General features: G+C 67.8%; 23 protein-coding genes and 1 tRNA gene. 17 read left to right on the top strand and 7 right to left on the bottom strand.

What is annotated here, in order from left to right; translation table 11 throughout:
- Nucleotides 1-275: 275 nt before the first annotated feature.
- A complete protein-coding gene (gene trxA / locus AB1609_01970; GenBank protein MEW6045237.1) occupies nt 276-620 on the top strand; it encodes a thioredoxin in 345 nt (114 codons plus the stop codon).
- Between the two features lie 328 nt (nt 621-948).
- On the opposite strand, the gene AB1609_01965 is transcribed toward trxA, so the two are convergent.
- Nucleotides 949-1,326 (bottom strand): hypothetical protein, encoded by a 378-nt coding sequence (locus AB1609_01965; GenBank protein ID MEW6045236.1) that lies wholly within the window; start codon nt 1,324-1,326, stop codon nt 949-951.
- Nucleotides 1,327-1,375: 49 nt separating this feature from the next.
- On the opposite strand from AB1609_01965, the gene AB1609_01960 reads away from it, so the two are divergent.
- Both AB1609_01960 and AB1609_01955 read left to right on the top strand, forming a co-directional pair.
- Complete coding sequence (locus AB1609_01960) at nt 1,376-3,118, top strand: amidohydrolase (protein ID MEW6045235.1); 1,743 nt, start codon at nt 1,376-1,378, stop codon at nt 3,116-3,118.
- A 162-nt stretch (nt 3,119-3,280) separates the two neighbouring features.
- The gene (locus AB1609_01955) at nt 3,281-4,795 is read left to right on the top strand and encodes an aldehyde dehydrogenase family protein (GenBank protein ID MEW6045234.1); all 1,515 of its coding nucleotides are present in this window, start codon (nt 3,281-3,283) and stop codon (nt 4,793-4,795) included.
- A 133-nt stretch (nt 4,796-4,928) separates the two neighbouring features.
- Here AB1609_01955 and AB1609_01950 read toward each other — a convergent pair whose 3' ends face one another.
- Nucleotides 4,929-6,344, bottom strand: a complete 1,416-nt coding sequence (locus AB1609_01950; protein MEW6045233.1) for a class II fumarate hydratase — start codon at nt 6,342-6,344, stop codon at nt 4,929-4,931.
- Between the two features lie 208 nt (nt 6,345-6,552).
- Between AB1609_01950 and AB1609_01945 the strand changes: the two genes are divergently transcribed.
- Complete coding sequence (locus AB1609_01945) at nt 6,553-7,119, top strand: hypothetical protein (protein MEW6045232.1); 567 nt, start codon at nt 6,553-6,555, stop codon at nt 7,117-7,119.
- Here AB1609_01945 and AB1609_01940 read toward each other — a convergent pair.
- The 4 genes from AB1609_01940 to AB1609_01925 all read right to left on the bottom strand — a co-directional run bounded on the left by AB1609_01940 (nt 7,111) and on the right by AB1609_01925 (nt 12,340).
- Nucleotides 7,111-7,440 (bottom strand): Rrf2 family transcriptional regulator, encoded by a 330-nt coding sequence (locus tag AB1609_01940; protein ID MEW6045231.1) that lies wholly within the window; start codon nt 7,438-7,440, stop codon nt 7,111-7,113. The two genes, AB1609_01945 and AB1609_01940, sit on opposite strands and share 9 nt — an antisense overlap.
- A gap of 212 nt (nt 7,441-7,652) precedes the next feature.
- Nucleotides 7,653-9,203, bottom strand: a complete 1,551-nt coding sequence (locus tag AB1609_01935; GenBank protein ID MEW6045230.1) for a SpoVR family protein — start codon at nt 9,201-9,203, stop codon at nt 7,653-7,655.
- Nucleotides 9,200-10,402 (bottom strand): sporulation protein YhbH, encoded by a 1,203-nt coding sequence (yhbH, locus tag AB1609_01930; protein ID MEW6045229.1) that lies wholly within the window; start codon nt 10,400-10,402, stop codon nt 9,200-9,202. Before yhbH ends, AB1609_01935 begins: the two co-directional genes overlap by 4 nt.
- Before the next feature lie 39 nt (nt 10,403-10,441).
- Nucleotides 10,442-12,340, bottom strand: a complete 1,899-nt coding sequence (locus AB1609_01925) for a PrkA family serine protein kinase (protein MEW6045228.1) — start codon at nt 12,338-12,340, stop codon at nt 10,442-10,444.
- A 485-nt stretch (nt 12,341-12,825) separates the two neighbouring features.
- Here AB1609_01925 and AB1609_01920 point away from each other — a divergent pair, with 485 nt between their 5' ends.
- From AB1609_01920 to AB1609_01890, 7 genes are all read left to right on the top strand, one after another.
- The gene (locus tag AB1609_01920; GenBank protein ID MEW6045227.1) at nt 12,826-13,260 is read left to right on the top strand and encodes a cytochrome c maturation protein CcmE; all 435 of its coding nucleotides are present in this window, start codon (nt 12,826-12,828) and stop codon (nt 13,258-13,260) included.
- 74 nt (nt 13,261-13,334) lie between these two features.
- Nucleotides 13,335-14,189: a hypothetical protein gene (locus AB1609_01915; GenBank protein ID MEW6045226.1), complete on the top strand. Its 855-nt coding sequence runs from the start codon at nt 13,335-13,337 to the stop codon at nt 14,187-14,189.
- Nucleotides 14,186-14,923 carry a heme ABC exporter ATP-binding protein CcmA gene (gene ccmA, locus AB1609_01910; protein MEW6045225.1) on the top strand — a complete coding sequence of 246 codons (738 nt, stop codon included), beginning with the start codon at nt 14,186-14,188 and terminating at the stop codon, nt 14,921-14,923. Before AB1609_01915 ends, ccmA begins: the two co-directional genes overlap by 4 nt.
- Nucleotides 14,920-15,594, top strand: coding sequence for a heme exporter protein CcmB (locus tag AB1609_01905; protein MEW6045224.1), 675 nt, complete (start codon nt 14,920-14,922; stop codon nt 15,592-15,594). Before ccmA ends, AB1609_01905 begins: the two co-directional genes overlap by 4 nt.
- Nucleotide 15,595: 1 nt before the next feature.
- Nucleotides 15,596-16,291, top strand: a complete 696-nt coding sequence (ccsA, locus tag AB1609_01900; GenBank protein MEW6045223.1) for a cytochrome c biogenesis protein CcsA — start codon at nt 15,596-15,598, stop codon at nt 16,289-16,291.
- A 21-nt stretch (nt 16,292-16,312) separates the two neighbouring features.
- Entirely contained in the window at nt 16,313-16,459 is a 147-nt protein-coding gene (locus tag AB1609_01895) for a CcmD family protein (GenBank protein MEW6045222.1), read from the top strand.
- 30 nt (nt 16,460-16,489) lie between these two features.
- Nucleotides 16,490-16,867 (top strand): hypothetical protein, encoded by a 378-nt coding sequence (locus AB1609_01890; GenBank protein ID MEW6045221.1) that lies wholly within the window; start codon nt 16,490-16,492, stop codon nt 16,865-16,867.
- Here the strand turns inward: AB1609_01890 and AB1609_01885 are convergent.
- Nucleotides 16,849-17,847, bottom strand: coding sequence for an HD domain-containing protein (locus AB1609_01885; protein ID MEW6045220.1), 999 nt, complete (start codon nt 17,845-17,847; stop codon nt 16,849-16,851). The genes AB1609_01890 and AB1609_01885 overlap by 19 nt on opposite strands.
- A gap of 138 nt (nt 17,848-17,985) precedes the next feature.
- Here AB1609_01885 and AB1609_01880 point away from each other — a divergent pair, with 138 nt between their 5' ends.
- The 6 genes from AB1609_01880 to AB1609_01855 all read left to right on the top strand — a co-directional run bounded on the left by AB1609_01880 (nt 17,986) and on the right by AB1609_01855 (nt 21,205).
- Nucleotides 17,986-18,450, top strand: coding sequence for a PspC domain-containing protein (locus tag AB1609_01880; protein MEW6045219.1), 465 nt, complete (start codon nt 17,986-17,988; stop codon nt 18,448-18,450).
- A 76-nt stretch (nt 18,451-18,526) separates the two neighbouring features.
- Complete coding sequence (locus tag AB1609_01875) at nt 18,527-19,705, top strand: alanine--glyoxylate aminotransferase family protein (GenBank protein MEW6045218.1); 1,179 nt, start codon at nt 18,527-18,529, stop codon at nt 19,703-19,705.
- A gap of 63 nt (nt 19,706-19,768) precedes the next feature.
- Nucleotides 19,769-19,844: transfer RNA gene (locus AB1609_01870), tRNA-Arg, on the top strand.
- A 108-nt stretch (nt 19,845-19,952) separates the two neighbouring features.
- Nucleotides 19,953-20,624 (top strand): DUF501 domain-containing protein, encoded by a 672-nt coding sequence (locus AB1609_01865; GenBank protein MEW6045217.1) that lies wholly within the window; start codon nt 19,953-19,955, stop codon nt 20,622-20,624.
- Between the two features lie 72 nt (nt 20,625-20,696).
- Nucleotides 20,697-20,918 carry a hypothetical protein gene (locus AB1609_01860; protein MEW6045216.1) on the top strand — a complete coding sequence of 74 codons (222 nt, stop codon included), beginning with the start codon at nt 20,697-20,699 and terminating at the stop codon, nt 20,916-20,918.
- A gap of 80 nt (nt 20,919-20,998) precedes the next feature.
- On the top strand, nt 20,999-21,205 hold the full coding sequence (locus AB1609_01855; GenBank protein ID MEW6045215.1) for a YHS domain-containing protein: 207 nt from the start codon (nt 20,999-21,001) through the stop codon (nt 21,203-21,205).
- The last annotated feature ends 87 nt before the right edge of the window (nt 21,206-21,292 follow it).

Raw genomic sequence — 21,292 nt, 5'->3', positions numbered from 1 at the left:
CACCACGCCCTCAAGAACAGCCACAAGACGAAGATCCCCACCAGGACGGTGAGGGGGCGAAGCCATCGCCCGATGCGGCGCAGCGCTGCCACAGGGGCCCTCTCCACCCGTCACCCCTTTCCATAAAGTGGCCGAAATGGCGCCCGCCTATTCGCCGGCGCCTTGAGCTCTGCCGTTTGACACCGGCGGGGGGAGACGTTTTAGAATAGGCCGGCTGGTGTACGGCGGGGTGCCAAGCGACGCCAATCTGGTTCGGGAACAGGGAGGACCGGTCCGTGGCAAGCGAACACCTGCACGTGTTGAACGAAGCCAACTGGGACCAGGAGGTGCTGAAGAGCACCCAGCCCGTGCTGGTTGACTTCTGGGCCGAATGGTGCGGCCCGTGCCTGCGCATCGCCCCCATCGTGGAGGCCATCGCGGGTGAGTACGCCGGGCGGCTGAAGGTCGGCAAGCTCAACGTGGACGAAAACCCCGACCTGGCCAGCCGCTACGGGGTGATGAGCATCCCGACGCTGATGATCTTTCGCGACGGGGAGCCGGTGGAGTTCATCGTGGGGCTTCAGCCCAAGTCCGCGCTCACACGGCGCATCGACGCCGTGCTCCATTCCGCTCGCGCCTGACAGAGAAGCTCACTGCCGGCAGAAGAGGGTTTTCCAGGTGCCGGCAGGAAAATGGAAAGGCCAGGCGTATCTGGAAGGGCAAGAGGGAAGGGTATACGGCAGGGTGCAGGGTTGACGAAGCGGGCGCCTCGCGGCGGCGCTCCGGGGGTCAATACCGGGGCCACGCCCACTAAGGGGCGGGAGGGCGGTGAGCGTGGCGGTGAAGAAGAAGGAGCCCGAGAAGAAGGACGCCAAGAAGAAGAAGTAACCTTCCTACGGGCGTGTCGGCCATCGATTTTACGGGCGGGGGAGCGGCACAGGCCGCGCGGCGTGCCGCTCCCCTCTGCTCTCAGACGACGGCCCCGTGGCGCTTCATGATCCGCACTGCCTCGCCGGCGCGGGCCTCCGGGACGACGGCCGTCACGATGTAAGCCGTGAGCCGGGCCGAAGGGCCGGCAGCGAGGCCGCTCGCCGACGGGTGGGCGGCGAGGGCTGCTCCGGTGTCGGGGTCCAAAGACCTGACCCCCATGGTGAGGGTAGCAAGGGATTCGACACGCCCGGAAAGCGGCTGGAACGGGTGGTCCGGGACGTCGCCCGGATACTGCGAGACGCGGTCCACCTGGACGCCTTCGAACCCCGCCCTCCGCAGGGCTTCAGCGGCGCGGCTTGCGTCCTGGGCCTGCTCAAAAGAACCGATGACGGTTCGGCGCCCCAAAGGGAGCTGCATGAAGCCGGACCTCCCGAATCGATAGCGTGTGCCTTAACATGTTCCCCGGGTGAGACGTCTCATGCAAGATGGCGAGCGGCCGGCTGGAGCTGGCCTTCTCATTGAGGGTGTGGTCATCTATCCTGGCCTGGCAGGACTCCCCCGGGGGGCGGCAGAGCCCGGGGCGGCCGGCGCTTCGGCGGGGGAACCGATCCCGGACGGTGCGGTCTGGATCTCGGGCGGCCTCATCCGCGCCGTTGGCCCCCTGGAGGCCGTGGCTGCCGCGGCCGGCGCCGATACCCCGCGTCTCGACGGCCAGGGCGCCGTGGCGCTTCCCGGCCTCTGGGACAGCCATATTCACCTGGGAAGCTGGGCCCTGGCGCGCCGGCGGGTGGACCTGGGCGGCTGCCGCTCCCTGGACGAAGTGATCGAGACCTTGAGCCCGCACGCAGAAGCGTTGCCTGCGGGGGAGTGGCTCGAGGGGCAGGGTCTGGCCCTCAACGCCCTGGCAGAAGGCCCGGGAGTGGACGGGCGCTTCCTTGACGCCCTTGCCCATCGGCCGGTGCTGCTGTGGTCGCACGACATGCACACTGTGCTGATGAACCGCGCCGCCATGGTGGCGGCCGGCGTGGGTACGGGGTTCGAAAGCTGGCCGCCCGGATCCGTCGTGGGGCGGGATCCCCGCACGGGTGAGCTCACCGGCGTCTTCCGGGAGAAGGCCATCGAGCTCGTCATGCAGTCGGTTCCGCAGCCGAGCCTGCGTGACCTCGCCGGTCGTATCGAGTCGGCCCAGGTCGAACTCTTCCGGCGCGGGCTGGTCGGAGTCCACAGCCCGGAGGGGCCCGACGTGCTGGGCGCGCTGGGCGTGCTGCGCGAGCAGGGCCGGCTGAGGGTGAAGGTGCGGCTCCTGCCGCCGGCCTCGATGCTGGACACGCTGCGGTCCGCGGGAATCCGCCAGGGGTTCGGGGACGAATACCTGAAGCTGGGGCCCGTCAAGGCCTTCGCCGACGGGTCGCTGGGATCCCTGACGGCGGCACTGCTCTCTCCGTACTCGGGCCTGCCCGACCCGGCCTACGCGGGTGAGCTGTTGATGGACGGCCCGGCGGTAGAGGACCTGGCCCTGCGGGCAGCAGAGGCCGGATTCGCGGTCGCCGTGCATGCCATCGGGGACCGGGCGTGCAGGGCGGTGCTGGACGGGGTGCAGGCCGCAAGGAGACGGGGGATGGCACCGCTTCCCTTCCCTTCACGGATCGAGCACGTTCAGCTCGTTGCCCGGGAGGACGTGCAGCGCCTGGCAGCTCTCGGCGTCGTTGCGTCCATGCAACCCATCCACGCGCCGGGCGACCGGCCCGCTGCCGAGCGCTACTGGAAGGGGCGCACCGCCTGCGCCTACGCGTTCCGTTGGATCCTGGAGGCGGGGGCGGTGCTGGCGTTCGGCAGCGACGCCCCGGTGGAAAGCGTCGACCCGCTGGAGGGCATCTACGCTGCGGTGGTGCGGAGTTCGCCGGGAGGACGCGATGGCACCGCCAGCCCGTGGCACCCCGAGCAAGCGCTGGCCATGCTGGAGGCCGTCAGAGCGTACACGCTGGGGGCGGCCCTCGCGGTGGGCGAGGGCGGCCAGAGGGGGCTTCTGAAGCCCGGCCTGGCGGGCGATGTGGTGCTGCTGAAGCCCGACATCCTGAGCGCGGATCGGGGCGCCGGCGGGCACACGGCTGCCCTCGGCGAGGGCTACCGGGAACAGGCGGCGGCGCTGTTGAGCCAGGCCCGCGTGCTGGCGACCGTCGTCGACGGCCACGTGGTCTACACGGCCTGAAGAGGGCGGGAGGGTGGTTCGTCGCCCTGGCGCGCCCGGTGACGAGTTTCGTTCACGAACGTCGAGGGCGCAGGTGGGCGGAGGCTTGAAAGCGTATTCTACCGCGGGCCGCCGCCCTCGTCTTGCCTGGCGGCGCCTGAAGAGGAGGCGGTGTCTTAGGCCATGGACTTCTACCCCATGTACATCGGAGGCCGGTGGGTTGCGAGCAAGAGCGGCGAGCGGTTTACCAGCCTCAACCCCGCCAACGGCGAGATCCTCGGGGAGGTGGCCAAGGGGGGGCGCGAGGACGCTGAGGCCGCCATCCAGGCAGCGAAAGAGGCGTTCGAGCCCTGGCGCAAGACGCCGGCGCCCCGGCGGGGTGAGATCCTGTTCCGCGCGGCCGAGATCCTCAAGGCTCGCAAGGAGGAGCTTGCCCGCCTCATGACCCGGGAGATGGGCAAGGTGCTCGTGGAGGCCCGGGGGGACGTCCAGGAAGCCATCGACATGACCTACTACATGGCGGGCGAGGGGCGGCGGCTGTTCGGGGAGACGGTGCCCGCCGAGATGCCGAACAAGTTCGCCATGGCTGTGCGGGAGGCCATCGGGGTGGTGGGGGTCATCACGCCCTGGAACTTCCCCATCGCCATCCCGAGCTGGAAGATCATGCCGGCCCTCATCTGCGGCAACACCGTGGTGTTGAAGCCGGCCAGCGATACGCCCATCCTGGCCTACACGCTGGTCAAGATTCTGGAGGAGGCGGGTGTGCCGCCCGGCGTGGTCAACCTGGTCTACGGGCCGGGCAGCACTGTGGGCGAGGCCATCCTGGAACATCCGGACGTGCCGGTCATCACCTTCACGGGTTCAAACCCCGCAGGCGTGCGCGTCAACACCGTGGCGGCACCGCGGCTCAAGCGGGTTCACCTGGAGCTGGGCGGCAAGAACGCCATCATCGTCATGGACGACGCAGACCTGGACCTGGCCGTGGAGGGCATCGTCTGGAGCGCGTTCGGTACGTCGGGGCAGCGCTGCACGGCGGCAAGCCGCGTGATCGCGCACCGCGCCATCAAGGACCAGCTGCTCTCCAGGCTGATGGATCGGGTTCGCCGGATGCGGCTGGGCGACGGCCTGCTCCCGGAGACGGACGTCGGGCCCGTCATCAACCGCGACTCGCTCCACAAGATCCACAGCTACACTGAGATTGCCCGGCAGGAAGGCGCCAGCGTGGCGGTGGGCGGCGAGATCGCCACGGAGGGGGAGCTGGCGAAGGGGTTCTTCTACAAGCCGACCATCTTTGTGGACGTAAAGCCCGAGATGCGGGTGGCGCAGGAGGAGATCTTCGGCCCGGTGACGTCGGTCATCGAGGCAAGAGGTCTGGAGGAGGCCATTGCCATCAACAACCGGGTCAGCTACGGGCTTTCCAGCTCCATCTACACCCGCAACGTCAACACCGCCTTCACGGCCATCCGGGACCTGATGACGGGGCTCGTCTACGTCAACCACGGCACCATCGGCTCGGAGGTGCACCTGCCCTTCGGGGGGATGCGGCAGACGGGCAATGGCCACCGGGAGGCCGGCCAGGCGGCCATCGACTTCTACACCGAGTGGAAGAGCGTCTACGTGGACTTCAGCGGCAAGCTGCAGCGGGCGCAGATCGACATTCCTGCAGAGCCTGCAGCGGCCGCAGCGTCGGCGCGGTGAACGGCGCCGGAGAAGGCCGCGCGGCGAGGGAAGGGAAAGGCCCCGGGGTGCTGCAGCCACCCGGGGCCTTCGTTCGCCATGGGCTTTGGTCCGTCGTGCGGCGCCGGCGTGCGGGTGGCGCCGGCGAGAGCGTTCAGCCGCCCGCGCTGGCGCCGCCCAGGCCGGGCCGGGTCTGGCTTTCCGGATCGAGCAGCGCGTTCAGCTCGTCGGGCGGCAGGATCTTCTGCTCCAGGGCGATCTCGCGGATCGTGCGCCGGGATTCGTGAGCCTGCTTGGCGAGCGCCGCCGCCCGGTCGTACCCGATTCGGGGCGCAAGCACCGTCACCATGGCCAGGCTCTGCTCGACCAGGCTCTCGCACCGTTCCCTGTCGGCGCGCAGGCCGGCCACCAGCTTATCCTGGAAGTTGCTGGCGCCGCTTGCGAGAAGCTCGATGGACTCAAGCAGACGGTGGGCCATGACCGGCATCATGACGTTGAGTTCGAAGTTGCCGTGCTGGCCGCAGATCATGACGGTGGTGTCGTTGCCCATCACCTGAGCGCAGATCATCATGAGCGACTCGGCGATGACCGGGTTCACCTTGCCGGGCATGATGGACGAGCCCGGCTGCGTCGCCGGGATCAACACCTCGCCGATGCCGCAGCGCGGCCCCGAGCCCAGCCACCGGACGTCGTTGGCGATCTTCATCAGGGCCACGGCCGCCGTTCGCAGCGCGCCGCTGGCCTGCACCACGGCGTCCTTGGCGGCCTGAGCCTCAAAGTGGTTGTCGGCCTCCCGGAACGGCTGCCCGGTCAGCAGCGACAGGCGTTCGATGGCCTTCGCTGCAAACTCGGGGTGCGCGTTGATGCCCGTTCCGACTGCCGTTCCACCCAGCGGAAGTTCGTAGAGGTCCTCGAGCGCCTGCTCGATGCGCCGAATGCTATGGGTGACCTGGCTGGCATAGCCGCTGAACTCCTGCCCCAGCCGGATCGGCGTGGCATCCTGCAGGTGGGTGCGGCCGATCTTGATGATGGGCCAGAACTCCTCGGCCTTCGCGCTCAAACCCGCCTCCAGCCGCCGCAGGGCGGGCAGCAGCTCCTTCGTGATGGCCTCCACGGCAGCCACGTGAATGGCCGCGGGGATCACGTCGTTGCTCGACTGGCACATGTTGACGTGGTCGTTGGGGTGGACCGCCCGGGATCCCCTGGGGGCGCCGAGGATCTCGGCCGCCCGGGTGGCGATCACCTCGTTGGCGTTCATGTTGGTCGATGTGCCGGAGCCGGTTTGAAAGATGTCCACCACGAACTGGTCGTCAAACTTACCCTCGGCCACTTCATGGGCGGCCTGGGTGATGGCCCGGGCGATGCGCGGCTCGAGGAGGCCCAACTGCTCGTTGGTTTCCGCGGCCGCCTGCTTGATGAGGCCCAGGGCCCGGATGAAGCCGCGCCCGAAGCGCAGCTTGCTGATGGGGAAGTTGAGCACCGCGCGCTGAGTCGAGGCGCCGTAGTAAGCGTCCTCGGGTACCTGCATCTCACCCATCGAGTCCTTCTCGATGCGGAACCCCTTCACCACGCATCTCCTCCCCCGTGGCGCCGTAAGTGGCGTTTGCGGTGCCGGCGGCGCCCGCTCCGCCGGCGCGGGCAGGTCGCAGTGCTGCCGGCTGCCCGGATACCACACCCAGCTTAGCGCCCCGGGCGTCGCAGGAATAGGGACAAGTTTCCCTTCATGGCCGGGCGCTTGCTACAATGATGCCACAAGGACAGCTTGTGGAGGCACGAGCGTGGAACGCCAGAAGAAGCTCGACGCCCTGCGCCGAATCGCGATGATCATGAGGCCGGACGGAGCCCTGCTGGTTTTGTTCGGCTTTCTCGCCGGCTGCCTTGACAGGGTGGAGTTCGTCCGTGATCTGGAGGGGGCTTCGACGGCGGTCCAGCTTTCCCTGGACTCGCGGGTGTGGCCGAGGGTGCCCTTCCGGGGCCACATCGACGGGGAGATGATCCTCAACCCCATCGCGTTCGTGGACCTGGCCGCGCTGCGGGACGACGCGGTATACGTCCGCACCGACTTTCCGTGGGGCCAGGAGCCGGAATGGTACCGGGCGGTCGCCCACGATGCGGTGAAGGGGCGCCGCGCGCTGCTCGAAGAGGCCGTCGCGCGGTTGCGACAGCGCATCGACTTCGCCCTGGACGTCTACCGGACGGCCCGGCCGCTGCTCGAACACTCGTCCGAAGAGGAGCATCGCCGGCTCCAGTTCGTGGTCCAGACCGCGCGCCAGGAGATCCAGGCCCTGAGCCGGCAGCTCGCGGAGCTGGAAGCCGAACTCGGCGAACTGCGGCCCTCACAGTAAGCCCAAGGCGTTGGCGCGCCCCGGGCGCTCGTCTTCGCGGGGTAAGTGCTGGGGCGTCGGGTTGCCAACCAGGTAGTACCCGCCCTTCGGTCCGCCCCGAACGGCCACCAGCCCCTTCAGCACCAGAGCCCGGGCCTGCCCCCGGGCGTAGGAGTCGGTGATGTTGAACTGCCTGGCGAGTTCTACCGACCGCACGGGCTGTGCGTAGGATGCGTTGACGTCCTCGAGATAAGCCAGGATGTAGCGCTGAAGCGGCGTAAGGGTCGGGTCGTCCGACGCCTTTCGGCGCCCCTTCTTCCCGGGTTTCGCACCGGTTCTCACAGGGCCCCCACCTCCTGTGCCTCTCAGGGCCTCGCTTCGCCTGCGGGCCGGGGCGGGGATTGACAGCGGGCGCGCGCCGGACCCCGCAGAGACTTCCGTCTCTGCCTCCCCAACCCCTAAGTACCCGGGCGGCACGGTTAGCAATTTCCAGAGCGTTTCAAGAAATTCCTGCGTTTAGGGACTTAGGGGGCTGAACCGCGCGCCGTCGACGGTCAGTCGACCGTGCTCCGGTGGTGTTCCCCGTCGTAGCTGAACAGGGTCTCCTTGCCTTCCACCACCGTCAGGAGGTGGGCGGGTCGCCCCCAGAGCTGGTAGACGTACGGAAGCGTCTTCTCCAGGTGGTCCAGGTCGAGCTCCTGGCCGTCATACTGGTGGCGCAGGAGCAGTTCACCGCTTCCCCGGTAGTCGCCGTCCTCCACCACGATGGACGGAATCCCGCCGTTGGCGAGCCTGGAGGCCAGAGCCTCCCGCACGTCCTCCCACCCGGTGCTCTCCACCTGCCACTCCTCGCCCCGCCGTACGAAGGTGAAGAGCTTGAGTTCCTCGACGATGGCGCGGGTGAGGTAGTTTCGGACGAAGCCCACGTCGCTTTCCAGTTCCCGCACCTCGAAGATTTTCTCTCGCCCCTGCCCGCCTGGAAGATCCAGCCTCCGCCGGTCCTCTTCGTCGGGTTCGTTCCAGCGACGCTCGATGCTCTCGAAGATCTTGAGTCCGAGCAGGTAGGGGTTCATGTGCAGCCGCTGCGGCTGGATCACCCCCGCGTGCATGCGAGCGAACTCCAGCGCGTCGGCCTCGCTCAACTCCTCGTCCCTCATCAGCCTGGCGTGCCAGAACGTGGCCCATCCCTCGTTCATGATCCTGGTCTCGATCTGCGGCCAGAAGTAGAGGGCCTCCTCCCTCACCATGGCGAGAACGTCCCGCTGCCAGGTCTCCAGGTACTCCGAATGCTCCATGATGAAGCGTAAAACGTCCTTCTCCGGCCGCACGGGCCACCGGCGGGCCCGCCGGCGTGCTGCCTGGCCGCCCGACCGGGACGGCGGGCCGCTTTCACCTGAGCCGCTTCGAGGCGCGAAGCCCACCCGCCGGCCCGGTCCCGGCGCGTCGCGCCTTCTGTGTGCGGACGCGGGCGGGTCCGGCTGTTGCAGGGCGAGCCGCTCGTCGAGCGCCCACAGGTCGTCGTAAGGTGTTGACGGCCTGGAACGCCTCCCGTCGCCTGCGCCGTCCGGCTCCTCCTCGTTGTCCTCCGGCAGGGCTGGCGGCCCGACGGGGTGAGGGTCCACCTGTTCGGCCAGCGCCAGTGCTGCGTCCAGCAACTGTTCCACCGCCTGCTTGCCGTAGCGGAACTCGTACCGGGCCAGGCGTTCGGCGTGGGCCGCCATGTTCTCCATCATGAAGTGCGAGGTGCCGGCGAACCGGTAGTTGTGCTTGAAGAAGTCGCTGTGGGCGAGCACGTGGGCGATGACCAGCTTGTTCTGCAGCAGCGTGTTTCCGTCCAGCAGGAAGGCGTAGCAGGGATCCGAGTTGACCACCAGCTCGTAGATGCGGCTCAAGTTGTAGTCGTACTCGGTCTTCATGCGGTGAAAAGCCTTGCCGAAGCTCCAGTGCGAAAAACGGGTGGGCATGCCGTAGGCGCCGACGGTGTAGATCACGTCGGCGGGTGCCACCTCGAAGCGCATCTCGTAAAAGTCCAGACCTTCGGCCCTGGCCTTTTTGATGATGCGCTGTGTCCACTTCTCGAGTTCCAAGAGCTCCCGGTCCGTCACGGCTCGCCCTCACCCCCCTGCCCGGCAGCCCCGGGCACGGCAACTTCCGGCGCCTGTCGCCTGAAGAAGGCCCGAAGCGCCGGGTAGACGTCCGCCTTGTCCCGGATGGTCACCCGCGTGAAGCGGGGGTCCGTGATCTTCTGGTAGACGGACATGAGGGTGCTGTCGTTGTAGTAGCGGGTGCTGACGATCTCGCCGTAGCCGGCGGCGCTGCAGCGTTCGAGGAGTTCCCCCAAGAGCTTGACGCAGCGCGCGTTGTCCGACGGGAAGTTGTCGCCGTCCGAGAAGTGGAAGGCGTAGATGTTGTACTGGTCGGGCGGGAAGCGTTCGTCGATGGTAGCGATGGCAAGCTCGTACGCCGACGAGCACTTGGTGCCGCCGCTTTCGCCTTTGGTGAAGAATTCCTGCTCCGTCACCTCCCGGGCCTTCGTATCGTGCGCGATGAAGACCATCTGCACGTGGCGGTAGCGGGTGCGCAGGAACCGCACCATCCAGAAGTAGAAGCTGCGGGCGATGTACTTCTCGAAGGTGCCCATCGACCCCGAGGTGTCCATCATGGCGATGACCACCGCCGCCGCCTGCATTTCCAGTGCCTCGTCCCACGTCTTGAAGCGCAGGTCCTCGGGCCGGATCGGGTAGAAGCCGGGCTCGCCGTCCAGCGCGTTTCGGCGGAACGCTTCGATGAGCGTGCGGCGCTTGTCGAGGTTGGCCATCGCGCCGTGCCGGCGCACGTCGTTGAACTCGTAGCCGGTCGAGACGAGTTGGGGCCTGCGCTTCTGCTGCAAATTGGGCAGCCCCAGGTCCTCGAAAATGAGTTCCGCAAGCTCGTCGACGGTGATCTCGGCCTCGTAGTAGTCTACGCCGGGCTGATCGCCAGCGCCCCGACCGCGCCCGGGACCGTCCGCGCCGCTTTTCGCAATCACGTCGCCCGGCTGCTCGCTTCCGTCGCCCTGGCCCACGTGGCGCTGCTTTCCGGGGTCGAAGCGGAAGCGGTACTCCTCCAGCGAGCGGATGGGCACCTTCACCACTTTCCTGCCATCGGAGAGGATGATGCTCTCCTCGGCCACCAGATCCGGCAGGTTACGCCGGATGGCGTCCCTCACCTTCTCCTGGTGGCGAAGCTGATCCATCTGCCCTTTGCGGTGCAAAGACCAGTCCTCCCGGTTGATGAGAAAGCCGGGCTGGCTTGTCTCGCTCACCTGCCGTGCGCCTCCTCTCTGCCTGCCACCGGCGGCGCTTCAGCGGTTCAGGAGGCTTCCTGCGTAGCGTGCGAGTTCGCTTGCGCAGACCTCGCAGTAGCCGTGCTCGTCGATGAGACGCCGGATGACTTCGTTGAGCTTCTTGAGCTGGTCGGGGTCCGGCGTCTTGGTGCTGGTGGTGATGCGCACCACGTCCTTCATGTCGGCGAACAGCTTCTTCTCGATGGCCTCCCGCAGCCGCTCGTGCGACCGGTAGTCGAACGTCTTGCCGCGCCGCGCGTACGCCGAGATGCGGATCAGGATCTCCTCCCGGAACGCCTTCTTGGCGCTTTCGGAGACGCCGATCTGCTCCTCGATGGACCGCATCAGCTTCTCGTCGGGCTCCACCTCTTCGCCCGTGATGGGATCCTTGAGCTTCTGCCAGTTGCAGTACGCCTCCACGTTGTCCAGGTAGTTTTCGAACAGCGTCCGGGCGGCCTCTTCATAAGAGTAGACGAACGCCTTCTGGACCTCTTTCTTGGCGATCTCGTCGTATTCGCGCCGGGCGATGGCGATGAACGACAGCAGCCTCTCCCGCATCTCGTCGGTGATGGAAGGATGCGAGTCAAGGCCGTCCTTGAGGGCCCGGAGCACATCCAGCGGGCCGATGCACCGAGCCCCCTTGGTTACCAGGGCGCTCGAGATGCGGTTGATGACGTAGCGGGGATCCACGCCGCTCATGCCCTCGTTGGGATGCTCGGCGCGCAGTTCCTCGACGTCCTTGGGCTTGAAGCCCTCGACCTCCTCGCCGTCGTAGAGCTTCATCTTCTTGACCAGGTCCATGCCCTGTTTCTTCGATTCCTTGAGCCGGGAGAGCACGGAGAACATGGCGGCCACGCGCAGGGCGTGGGGCGCCACGTGGACGTCCCGGATGACGTCGCTTTGCCGGATCAACTTCTCGTAGATGCGCACCTCGTCGCTCACCCGCAGGTTGTACGGGATGGGCATGACGATGATGCGGGAGTGCAGCGCTTCGTTGCGCTTGTTGGAGATGAACGTTCGGTACTCTTCCTCGTTGGTGTGCGCGACGATGACCTCGTCGGCGGAGATGAGGGCGAACCGCCCGGCCTTGAAGTTGCCCTCCTGGGAGAGGCTCAACAGGTTCCAGAGGAACTTCTGGTCAACCTTGAGCATCTCCTGGAACTCCATCAGCCCGCGGTTTGCCACGTTCAACTCGCCGTCGAACCGGTAAGCCCGGGGGTCCGACTCCGAACCGTACTGCGCGATGGTGGAGAAGTCGATGCTCCCCGTGAGCTCGGAGATGTCCTGGCTCTTGGGGTCGGACGGGGTAAAGGTGCCGATGCCGATCCGCCGTTCCTCCGAGAAGACGATCCGCTGCACCGGAACGTCCTCGAACCGGCCGGCGTACTTCTCCTCCAGCATCAACTGGCAGTGCGGGCACAGCGATCCCTCGATCTGCACGCCGAACTCGCGTTCAAAATCGGGCCGGAGCGGCGGCGGGATCAGGTGGAGCGGCTCCTCGTGCATGGGGCACCCCTTGATCCCGTAAAGCGCTCCCTCGTCGGTGCGGGTGTACGCCTCGAGGCCGCGCTTGAGCATGTTGACGATGGTGGACTTGCCGCCGCTGACCGGGCCCATGAGCAGGAGGATCCGCTTGCGCACGTCCAGGCGGCGCGCCGCCGCATGGAAGTACTCTTCTACGAGCCGCTGCAGGGCCCGATCGAGCCCGAACAGCTCCCGCTCGAAGAAGCGGTAGCGCTTCACGCCGTCCCGTTCCTCCACGCCATGGGAGACGATCATGCTGTAGATGCGGGCGTGCGCGTGCTGCGCCGCCCGAGGATGCTTTTTCACGATCTGGAGGTATTCGCCAAAGGTGCCTTCCCAGTGCAGGGCCCTTTCCTGCTCCCGGTACGCCTCCAGCTTCTTAAGAATTTCCATACCATTCCAACCCCCCTTACAATACAAAGCCCGGCCTATGGGTACACAAAGGCCGGCAAGACCCAAGAGAACGGGGCTGCCGGCATCGATGCGCTCTTCTTCGGTTGTCGCTTTTGGTCACGGTGAGCGTGAGGGCACACAACTCGGGAGAAGGTGAAAAAGAGTCGCACAAACCCACGGGACGGCGCGCGACTCCTCGACGCTTGAGACAGGCGGTTTTAAGCGAACGCTCGGTTGTAAGGTGCGAGGCGGGCGGTCTTTTCTGACCCTGCTCCCTACGCAGTCTCGGCGCCCTGACAGGGCTGCCACCTACATTATAGAGGCAACCAGCCCTCCCGTTCTAGGGGTCGGCATACAACTCCTCCCGAGTTAGGGGATGGGGAAGAATACCAGCCTTCGATTGCGGCTCTCACCACCCCATCCTATAATGGTGGCGGCAAAGGCCCAAAGAAATCGAGCGCGTGGGGGGCAGGGGCCAACCAACAGTGCGCCGCACGTGGTGGACGGGCTTGGCCGCTCTGGCCATCGCCGGGGCTCTGGCGTATCTCATCGCCCTGGCGGTGGGGGCGGCCGGGGCCTACTACCTCACGATCCCCGAAGCTCAGGAGAGGGCGCAGGCGCTGCAGGGCAAGGCGGTCCGGGCCCAGGGGATCGTGGATGGCGCCTCCATCCGGTGGGACATGGGCGACATGCGCCTGGCGTTCACCATCCGGGATGAGTCCGATCCGGGCCGCACGCTTGCCGTGACCTACCGGGGAGCGCGGCCGGATGGCCTGGAGGACGGGCGCGCCGTGATCGTGGAAGGCAAGGTGAGCCCAGACGGGAGCGCTCTCGAAGCGACGACCCTGATGGTGCAGTGCCCCTCCCGGTACGAAGCCGAGGTGTCCAAGCTGGGGCGATCTGGCAACACCGCCAGGTAGACCGGGGAGCAGCAAGGTCCGGGCGCCGCCATGGGGAAGCGGGAAAGGGCGTGGGGGGAATTTTGCGCTTATTCGTGATTGTCTTCGCAATGCTTGCCCGGCTCCTCGCACCTGCGGCACATGCGGCCAGCGGCCCGGCCGACTCTCGCCTCTTCGAGGTCTCCCTGGAGCACCTGGTCATCACGCCGGCGCAGGACGCCGGGCATTCGGCCTACGAGGTGCTGGACGTGTTGAGGGTGCGCCCGGTCACGGCGGGAGCGGATGCCGGCGATGCCTTCTGGGTGCCGCTGCCGCCCGGCTATCAAAACCTGCGCGTGCTTGGCGGGTTCCGGGAAGGCAGCGTGCGGGCGGGGCCGGACGGTCTGGAGGGCCTGGTCGCCTGGCGGCCGGCCGAAGGCGATTCGGCCACGCTGGCGGTGGCTTATCAAATCGGCGCGTCGGCCATTGCTCACCCCTGGTCGATTTCGCGGCCGTTTGCGGTGGGCACCCTCTTGGTCATGGTTCACCCCGACGTGCCCTTGGCGGTGGCGGGGGCCGAGGACGCAGGGGACGTGGATCTCGGCGGCAACCGCTACCGGGGCTTCGTCCGGCAGGGCCTGGGAGCCGGCGAATCGGTGCTGCTGGCCCCCCGGAGGGCCGTGACGGCGCCGGGCTTTCCAGGCGGAGCCTGGGGCGTGATCGGGGTGGTGGTTCTGGCTGCGGCCCTGGGTGTGGCCGGGACGCTCGCCTGGCAGGGGCGGGCCCGGCGGGCCCGTGAGGGGCAGCGGCAGCCGCCCGCCCGCACGGCGGACCAGCTGGTGGATGCCGTGCTGGCGCTGGACGCCGAGTACGGGGCGGGTTACCTGGAGGAGGAGGCCTACCACGCTCAACGCGTGGAGCTGCTGCGCGAGATTGCGCGGCATCGCCCGGGCGGTGGAGCGGCGTCGTGATCCGCGCCGAGGGCGTCGTCAAGGAGTTCGGCGGGCGGCCGGTGCTGAACGGGGTGGGCCTGGAGGTGCGCCCCGGCGAGGCGGTCGCCCTTTTCGGGCCAAACGGCGCGGGCAAGAGCACGCTTTTGCGGGTCCTTGCCGGCCTGACCCGGGCCGACCGCGGAGAGGTCCTCATCGACGGGACGCCCGTCCTCGATGCCCCGCCGGAGCTGCGCCGCCGCATCGGGCTGCTCGCGCACCAGAGCTACCTCTACGACAATCTGAGCGGCGAGGAGAACCTGCGGTTCTGGGCCCGCATCTACGGGGTGCGGGATGCCTCCGTCCGGATCGCGGCCTTGCTGAAGCGAGTCGGCCTGTGGGCGTTTGCCGGCGACCCGGTTCGCACCTACTCTCGGGGCATGGTGCAGAGGCTTTCGCTGGCGCGGGTGGCGCTGCATGACCCGGAGCTCTACCTGCTCGACGAACCGTTCACCGGGCTCGACCGAGCGGGTGTGCGCCTGTTGCGGGAGATGCTGGCGGAGTTCAGGGACCGGGGCCGCACGCTTCTGGTGATCTCCCACCGGCCTGACGAGGTGGCCGGCATCTGCGAGCGCTTCTGCGTGCTGGTGGCAGGGCGTATCCGCTACGACCTGACGCCCGCGCCCCCGGCCGGCCTGGACGGGAGTTCGGTGGTACGCCAGCTCGAGGAACTCATCGACCGGGCGGCGGCGCCGAGGTTGGAGCGGCGGCCATGAACTTCTGGAGCCGCACTTACGCCGTCTTCTGGAAAGACCTCCGGGCGGAGTTGCGTACCCGGGAGACGGCGGGCACGACGCTGGTCTTTGCGCTTTTGACCGTGCTCACGTTCAGCTTCGCCTTCGACCCCACCCGCATGGATGCTCGCACCATTCTGCCCGGCACGCTGTGGGTCACCATCTTCTTTGCCGGTACGCTGGGCCTGGGGCGGTCGATGGCGGTGGAGCGGGCCGCTGACACGTTCTCCGGGCTCCTTGCGTCACCGGCCCAACCCGAGGAGGTGTTCGCGGGCAAGTTCCTGGCCAACCTGCTCTTCACCGGCGCCATCGAGGTGGTGCTGGTGCCGGTGCTGGTGGCGCTGTTCCGCACGCCGCTCGTGCAGTGGGGGTGGTTGGTGGCCGTTCTGGCGCTGGGAACGGTGGGCTTCGTCTCGGTCGGCACGCTGCTTGCGGCGGTGGCGTCGACTGCCCGCACAAGCGAACTCTTGCTGCCACTCCTGCTCCTGCCGGTGGCGGTTCCGGTGGCCATCGGCGCGGTGGAGGCGACCGCGGCCATCATCGCCGGCGCGCCGCTGGCGGAGTGGAGCGCGTGGGGCCGGCTGCTCGCTGTCTACGACGTGTTGATGCTGGCAGTGCCGCAGCTGGTGTTCCGCTATCTCCTGGAAAGCTGAGGTGGACGGGGTGCAGGCACGGCGGGGCTTTCGCCACGATTACCTGCTGGCGGCCACCGCGGTCGCCATCGCGGCCGCGCTCTATCTGGTGCTGTGGTGGGTGCCGAACGAGCGCACCATGGGCATCGTCTCCCGCATCTTCTACTTCCACGTGGCAGCGGCGTGGAACGCGTTCCTCGCCTTCTTCGTCGTGCTGGTGGCGAGTGTGGTGTATCTGGTGCGGCGCGACCTGCGCTGGGATCTGCTGGCGGGCGCATCGGCCGAGGTGGGGGTGGTGTTCACCACCATTGCCCTTGCCACCGGCACGCTCTGGAGCCGCCCGGTCTGGAACGTCTGGTGGACGTGGGACCCGAGGCTGACCACCACCACCGTGCTCTGGTTCCTGTACGTCGGGTACCTGGTGCTGCGAAGCGCCATCCCGGGTGAGGACCGCCGGGCGCGGGTGGCTGCCGTCTTCGGGATCGTGGCGTTCGTGGACGTGCCCATCGTCTTCCAATCCATCCGGTGGTGGCGCACCATTCACCCGCAGGTGTTTTCAGCAGGGGAGATCCGCATCGCTCCCGAGATGCTCCTGACGCTCCTGGTGAGCGTGGCGGCCTTCACGCTTCTGTACGTGAGCCTGTGTGCGCTCTCGTATGCGGTCGCCGGCACCCGCTTGCGCCTGGAGCGCCTCAAGGCGCGCCTGCGGTACGGTTGAAAGGAAGGGGAACATCGCACCGTGCTCTTCTTTCAGGTCGCCTACGTGGTCCTGTGGGTCTTGCTCTTGGGCTACACCCTTTACCTGGGCCGCCGCCAGCGCCAGGTGGAGGCGGAACTCGAGCGCCTCTCGCAGGTGATGGCCTCCGAGCCTGCCACGCGGCCCTGAACGCCCGCAGGTCCGGCGCATACTAGGGCCATGAGCGCCCCCAACGTCCGCCGGTTGCTGCGCTTCGCCGCCGCCTTGGTCGTCGCCGCGGTACTCGGCCTTGCGGCGTGGGGCGTCACTTTGGCCGTGCGGGGCGCGTCGGCGCGCCTGGTGCCCGCGGTGCCGGCCCCCCGGCTGCCGCTTCACGCGGTGGTGGTACGCGAGCTGGGCACCGGGCAGTACCTGCTGTACACCGAGATCGAGTTGAAGCCGGGCGACCTGTTCATCAGCGGGTCGGAGCTGGTCTACCGCATCGAGCGGGTCGACTTCGACACGGCGTGGGCCAGGCTCCTGGGCCCGCGGTCCGAGGTGCTGGGGCCCGGGGGCGAGATCCTTGAGCCGGGGCGCGGTCAGGCCGGCTCGCCCTGAGCGTTGCGGGTGAAGCCGGTATAGGCGCGGATGCCGAGGCGGGGGTCGTACTCGCTCCACCCCTCGCCGGCGCCGCCACCCGAGCCCGCCCTGTCGTAGAGGCGACGAACCTGATTGAGCTTCGCGCTGGCCTCGTCCGCGAGGTAAACGATCCAGGCGTTCATGGTGCGGGGCATGACGGGTGCGCCGTGCTCGGGCAGGCCGTGGTGGCTCAGGATGCAGTGCAGGAGTTCCTCCAGCAGGTCGTCCGGAAAGCCCGGAATGGCGCGGGCATGGGCCTCGACCAGGCGGGCGCCCAGGAAGACGTGCCCGAGCAGCTCGCCGGGGCGGGTGTAGACGAAGCCGTGGCCCTGCTGCTCGAACTCCTGGAGCTTGCCAATGTCGTGGAGCAGGATGGCCGCCGTCACCAGGTCGGGGTCGGTGTATTCGGGGTGCAGCGACGAAAGGGCCCGCCCCACCTCGGCCATTTCCAGCACGTGCTCCAGAAGCCCGCCGATGTAAGCGTGGTGGACCTCCTTGGCGGCCGATGAGGTGCAGTAGGCCTGGCGCATGCGGCCCTGGGGGCCCAGGAGGTTCAGGAGAAGCTGGCGAAGCCAGGCGTTGGTGACCTGCGCGATCAGGTCGTCCAGGCGCTTCAGCATCTGTTCGGCCGGGAAGCGTGAGGAGGGCAGGAAGTCCGCCGGATCGACGTGGTCCTCGAGGGTGGCGGCCCGGAGCTTGTGGACCTTGAGCTGAAGCCGGCCGCGGAACTCCTCGACCTCGCCCAGCACACGCACGATGTCGCCGTTTTCAAAGGCCTCGTAGAGCTTGGCGGCGTTGTCCCAGGCCAGGGCGGGAAGCCACCCGGTGCGGTCACCGAGCCGGAGGCGAAGGTAGCGGCGGCGGTCGGCCGTGGTGGCCAGCACCTTGTCCTGGGCCGCGAAGTAGTCCAGGACCGTGTCGCCCCGCTTCAGTGATCCGATCCAGTACTGCTTGGCCATGCCGTCCCGCCCCTCCTGGGCAGAGACTACGGCCCGCAGGAGTTCCCTGTCAACGCCAGGATCGCCGCCAAACCGAAGCGAACTGGTCCCCGGTGGGGGCGCAAGCGATGCCCCCGGCAGGAGGAGACAACAGACCACATGGCGGCCACACCCCTGTTCCGGCCGCGCCAGCAAGCGGTCATTTTCGGTGTCTGCGCGGGCCTGGGGCGCTATTTCGACGTGGATCCCGTGCTGATACGGCTCATCTTCGTGATCCTCGCGTTTTTCGGGGGCGTGGGCATCATCGCGTACGTGGTGCTGGCCATGGTGATGCCTTCCGAGCGCTCCGTGGGCCAGGAGAGCTGGCGGGTGCTCCAGGAAAACGTGCGGGAGATGCAAGGAGCGGCGGTGGTGGCGGGGCAGACCGTGGCCGAGGTGGTGCGGTCGGGGGCGGGCGCCGGGCGGCGCCGCTATCTCCTGGGGCTGATCCTGGTGGTCTTCGGAAGCTTGATGCTGTTGGCCAGGCTCGGGCTTTTCTGGTGGGTGCGGTGGGACCTGCTCTGGCCGCTCTTGCTCGTCGGTCTTGGCATGCTGCTCCTGCTTCGCCGGCCGGGCTCCCGCTGAGGTGGACAGGACGCCGGAGCGGGCGCGGCGGCGGGCAGGGAAGGCGGATACCGGTACGGGGAGGGGAGACCCCACAGTGGAGTTGACCGAAAGGCTTCCGGAAGTGGTGCTGATGGGCCCGGGCCCGTCGCTCGTGCACCCCTCGACCCTGAGGGCCATGGCGACCCCGACGATCGGGCACCTGGACCCCCGTTTTCTTGCCCTCATGGACGAAACCGTTGGCATGCTGCGGGAAGTGTTTCAGACCTCAAACCCGCTGACCCTTCCCGTTTCCGGGACCGGCACGGCCGGGATGGAGACCGCGCTCGCCAACCTGATCCAGCCGGGCGATCGCGTGGTCGTGGTGGTTGCGGGGTATTTCGGCGATCGCATGGTGCAGATGGCAAAACGCCTGGGCGCAGAGGTGGAGGCCATCCAGGTCCCCTGGGGCCACGCGGCCGGTGCCGAGCAATTGGAAGAGGTGCTGCGCCGGGGCACGCCTCCCCGGGTGGTGGCGCTGGTGCACGCGGAGACGTCCACGGGCGTGCTGCAGCCCCTTGGCCCCATCGTCGAGACGGCACACCGGTTCGGCGCACTGGTTGTAGCGGACGCCGTGACGTCGCTGGGGGGCGTGCCGGTGGAGGTGGACCGCGTCGGCATTGACCTCTGCTACTCGGGAAGCCAGAAGTGCCTGGGCTGCCCGCCGGGGCTTGCGCCGGTGACGGCCTCACCGAAGGCCATCGAGGCAATCGAGCACCGGCGGCATGAAGTGTTTTCGTGGTATCTGGACCTGAGGCTGGTGGCGCGCTACTGGGGCAGCGACCGCGTCTACCATCACACGGCGCCCATCAACATGATCTACGCGCTTCATCAGGCTCTGTGCATCATCCGGGAAGAGGGGCTGTCCCCGCGCTTCGCCCGCCACCGAAAAGTGGCCGAAGCCCTGTGGGCCGGTTTGGAGGCGCTGGGACTGAAGCTCGTGGTGAAGGAGCCGCAGTTGAGGGCGCCCACCCTGACCACGGTTTGGGTGCCGGAGGGCGCGGACGACGCGGCGGTGCGGCGGGCCCTGTTAGAAGAGTTTGGCATCGAGATCGGCGGCGGCCTGGGCAACTGGAAAGGCCGGGTGTGGCGCATCGGAACCATGGGCGAGTCGGCCCGGCCGCGCTATGTCTACCAGTTGCTGGGCGCGCTGGGGACGCTTTTGCGGCGAAGCGGCATGCGCGCCGACACGGCGGCGGCGCTGGCCGCGGCGCAGGAGGTTGCCGGCGTGCGGTAACGCCGCTTGCCCCCGGCGCCTTGACGGATCTGAGGTTGAACCATACAATAGGGGCGCTGTGGCGCGCTCGTAGCTCAGTGGATAGAGCGTCGGCCTGCGGAGCCGAAGGCCGGGAGTTCAAGTCTCCCCGAGCGCACCATTTTTTCATGCTTTCCGGCGCGGTACGCCCACGTGAACAAGCTCCCCGTCGCTTCCCGTCCGCGCGTGGCGCTGCCGGCGCCGTCGGAGGTGCGACGTCGCCATCGCGTTGCGGCGGCCCGAGCAGCGTCCGGTTCCGGAGAAGCTGCCCGACGACCCCGCTGTGTTTCAGGGTCTGGGCATCCGCCCCGAGCCGTTCAACGATCAGGATGCCATCGTCATTCGCCGGCAGATGGGACACCGGCCCCGGCTCGCGCTGGGGGTGGTCAGGCGGTGCCGCTACGGCTACCCCCAGGTGCTCATCTTTGCCCCGCTGCAGGTGGCAGGCGACCACGTTTCACCCAACAGCACGCTGTGCTGGCTGTCCTGCCCTCTTCTCGTGCAGGAGATGGACAGGTTGGAGAAGCAGGGCGAGATCGAGCGGTTCGAGCACCTGGCCTCGGCCGACGAGGAGCTGAGGTCTTCGATCGAGGAAGCCCATCGCGCCACCGCCCGTATCCGGAAAGCCCTCGTGCCGGAAGATTGGCTGAAACGGCTCGAAAGCGAGCGTCCCCGAGACTTCTGGATCGTCGCGCAGACCGGCATCTCCGGGATCACGCGGCCCGAACACGTGAAATGCCTGCATGCGCACCTTGCCGATTACCTGGCAAGGGGAACCAACCCCGTGGGCTACGAGGTGGCACGGCTGCTGGAGTCCCAGGGAACGCCCGTCGAAGGTACCGAAACGTGCTGGCGGTTGTGCACGCCTGAAGGTGCCAGCGAACGTATCGCAGAGGAATAGGTCGGAACGTGTCGAATGTCCGGCCCAGGAGCAGCCGCCCGGGGTTGGGTGTTGCGGGCGGAGGTGAGCCCCTTGCCCTGGGCCGTGGAAGCAGGCATCGCGGTGGTTGCCGTGGCCGGCGCCGGATACGCCTTTAACTGGTATCGGGTGCGCAGGCAGCGCCGCCGGTTGCGGTTCATCACGCACAAGGAAAGCCGGCGCCTCCAGTGGTGGAGGACGGTGTTCCTTGTCGCGGTCCTGGGAAGCCTCGTGGGGGCGGCGGTTGCCTTCCTTTCCGGTCTCCTTCTTGTCTAGGAGGGGCGCTTGGCGGGCCAGCATAGTAAGGCAGGGGTTCGCCCGCAAAGCGGTCGGATGAAAGGGGGCCGCGGTTTTCGGTGCCCTGCGATCCGGTATGCGGTCGCACCACGGACCCATCGCGTGCCCCGCTTCGGGCGGTATACCGGGGGTACGCCTACTACTTCTGCAGCCCGGCGTGCAAGGACGCTTTCGACCGGGACCCGAACCGGCATGCGCAAGCGGGCGCCGAGTGCGAACCTCGCGAAGCGACGCCCCCTCCCCGCCGCCACTACCAGTCAGGCTGACAGCCATCGCCACACGTTCGAACCCCGCAGGGCGGCCCCGTAGACGGCTGCAAGAACGGTCAGGCCCGACAAAAGGCCGGCCGCCTC

Source organism: Bacillota bacterium, from assembly GCA_040754675.1.
Classification (GTDB): Bacteria; Bacillota; Limnochordia; order Limnochordales; family Geochordaceae; genus Geochorda.
This window is presented reverse-complemented; position numbering and strand designations above follow the sequence as displayed.

What these genes read in the sequence shown, in the direction of transcription:
- AB1609_01890 (MEW6045221.1), top strand. Translation starts at nt 16,490, where the DNA reads ATGAGCGCCCCCAACGTCCGCCGGTTGCTGCGCTTCGCCGCCGCCTTG.
- AB1609_01885 (MEW6045220.1), bottom strand. Translation starts at nt 17,847, where the DNA reads ATGGCCAAGCAGTACTGGATCGGATCACTGAAGCGGGGCGACACGGTC.
- AB1609_01955 (MEW6045234.1), top strand. Translation starts at nt 3,281, where the DNA reads ATGGACTTCTACCCCATGTACATCGGAGGCCGGTGGGTTGCGAGCAAG.
- AB1609_01965 (MEW6045236.1), bottom strand. Translation starts at nt 1,326, where the DNA reads ATGCAGCTCCCTTTGGGGCGCCGAACCGTCATCGGTTCTTTTGAGCAG.
- AB1609_01905 (MEW6045224.1), top strand. Translation starts at nt 14,920, where the DNA reads ATGAACTTCTGGAGCCGCACTTACGCCGTCTTCTGGAAAGACCTCCGG.
- AB1609_01925 (MEW6045228.1), bottom strand. Translation starts at nt 12,340, where the DNA reads ATGGAAATTCTTAAGAAGCTGGAGGCGTACCGGGAGCAGGAAAGGGCC.
- AB1609_01880 (MEW6045219.1), top strand. Translation starts at nt 17,986, where the DNA reads ATGGCGGCCACACCCCTGTTCCGGCCGCGCCAGCAAGCGGTCATTTTC.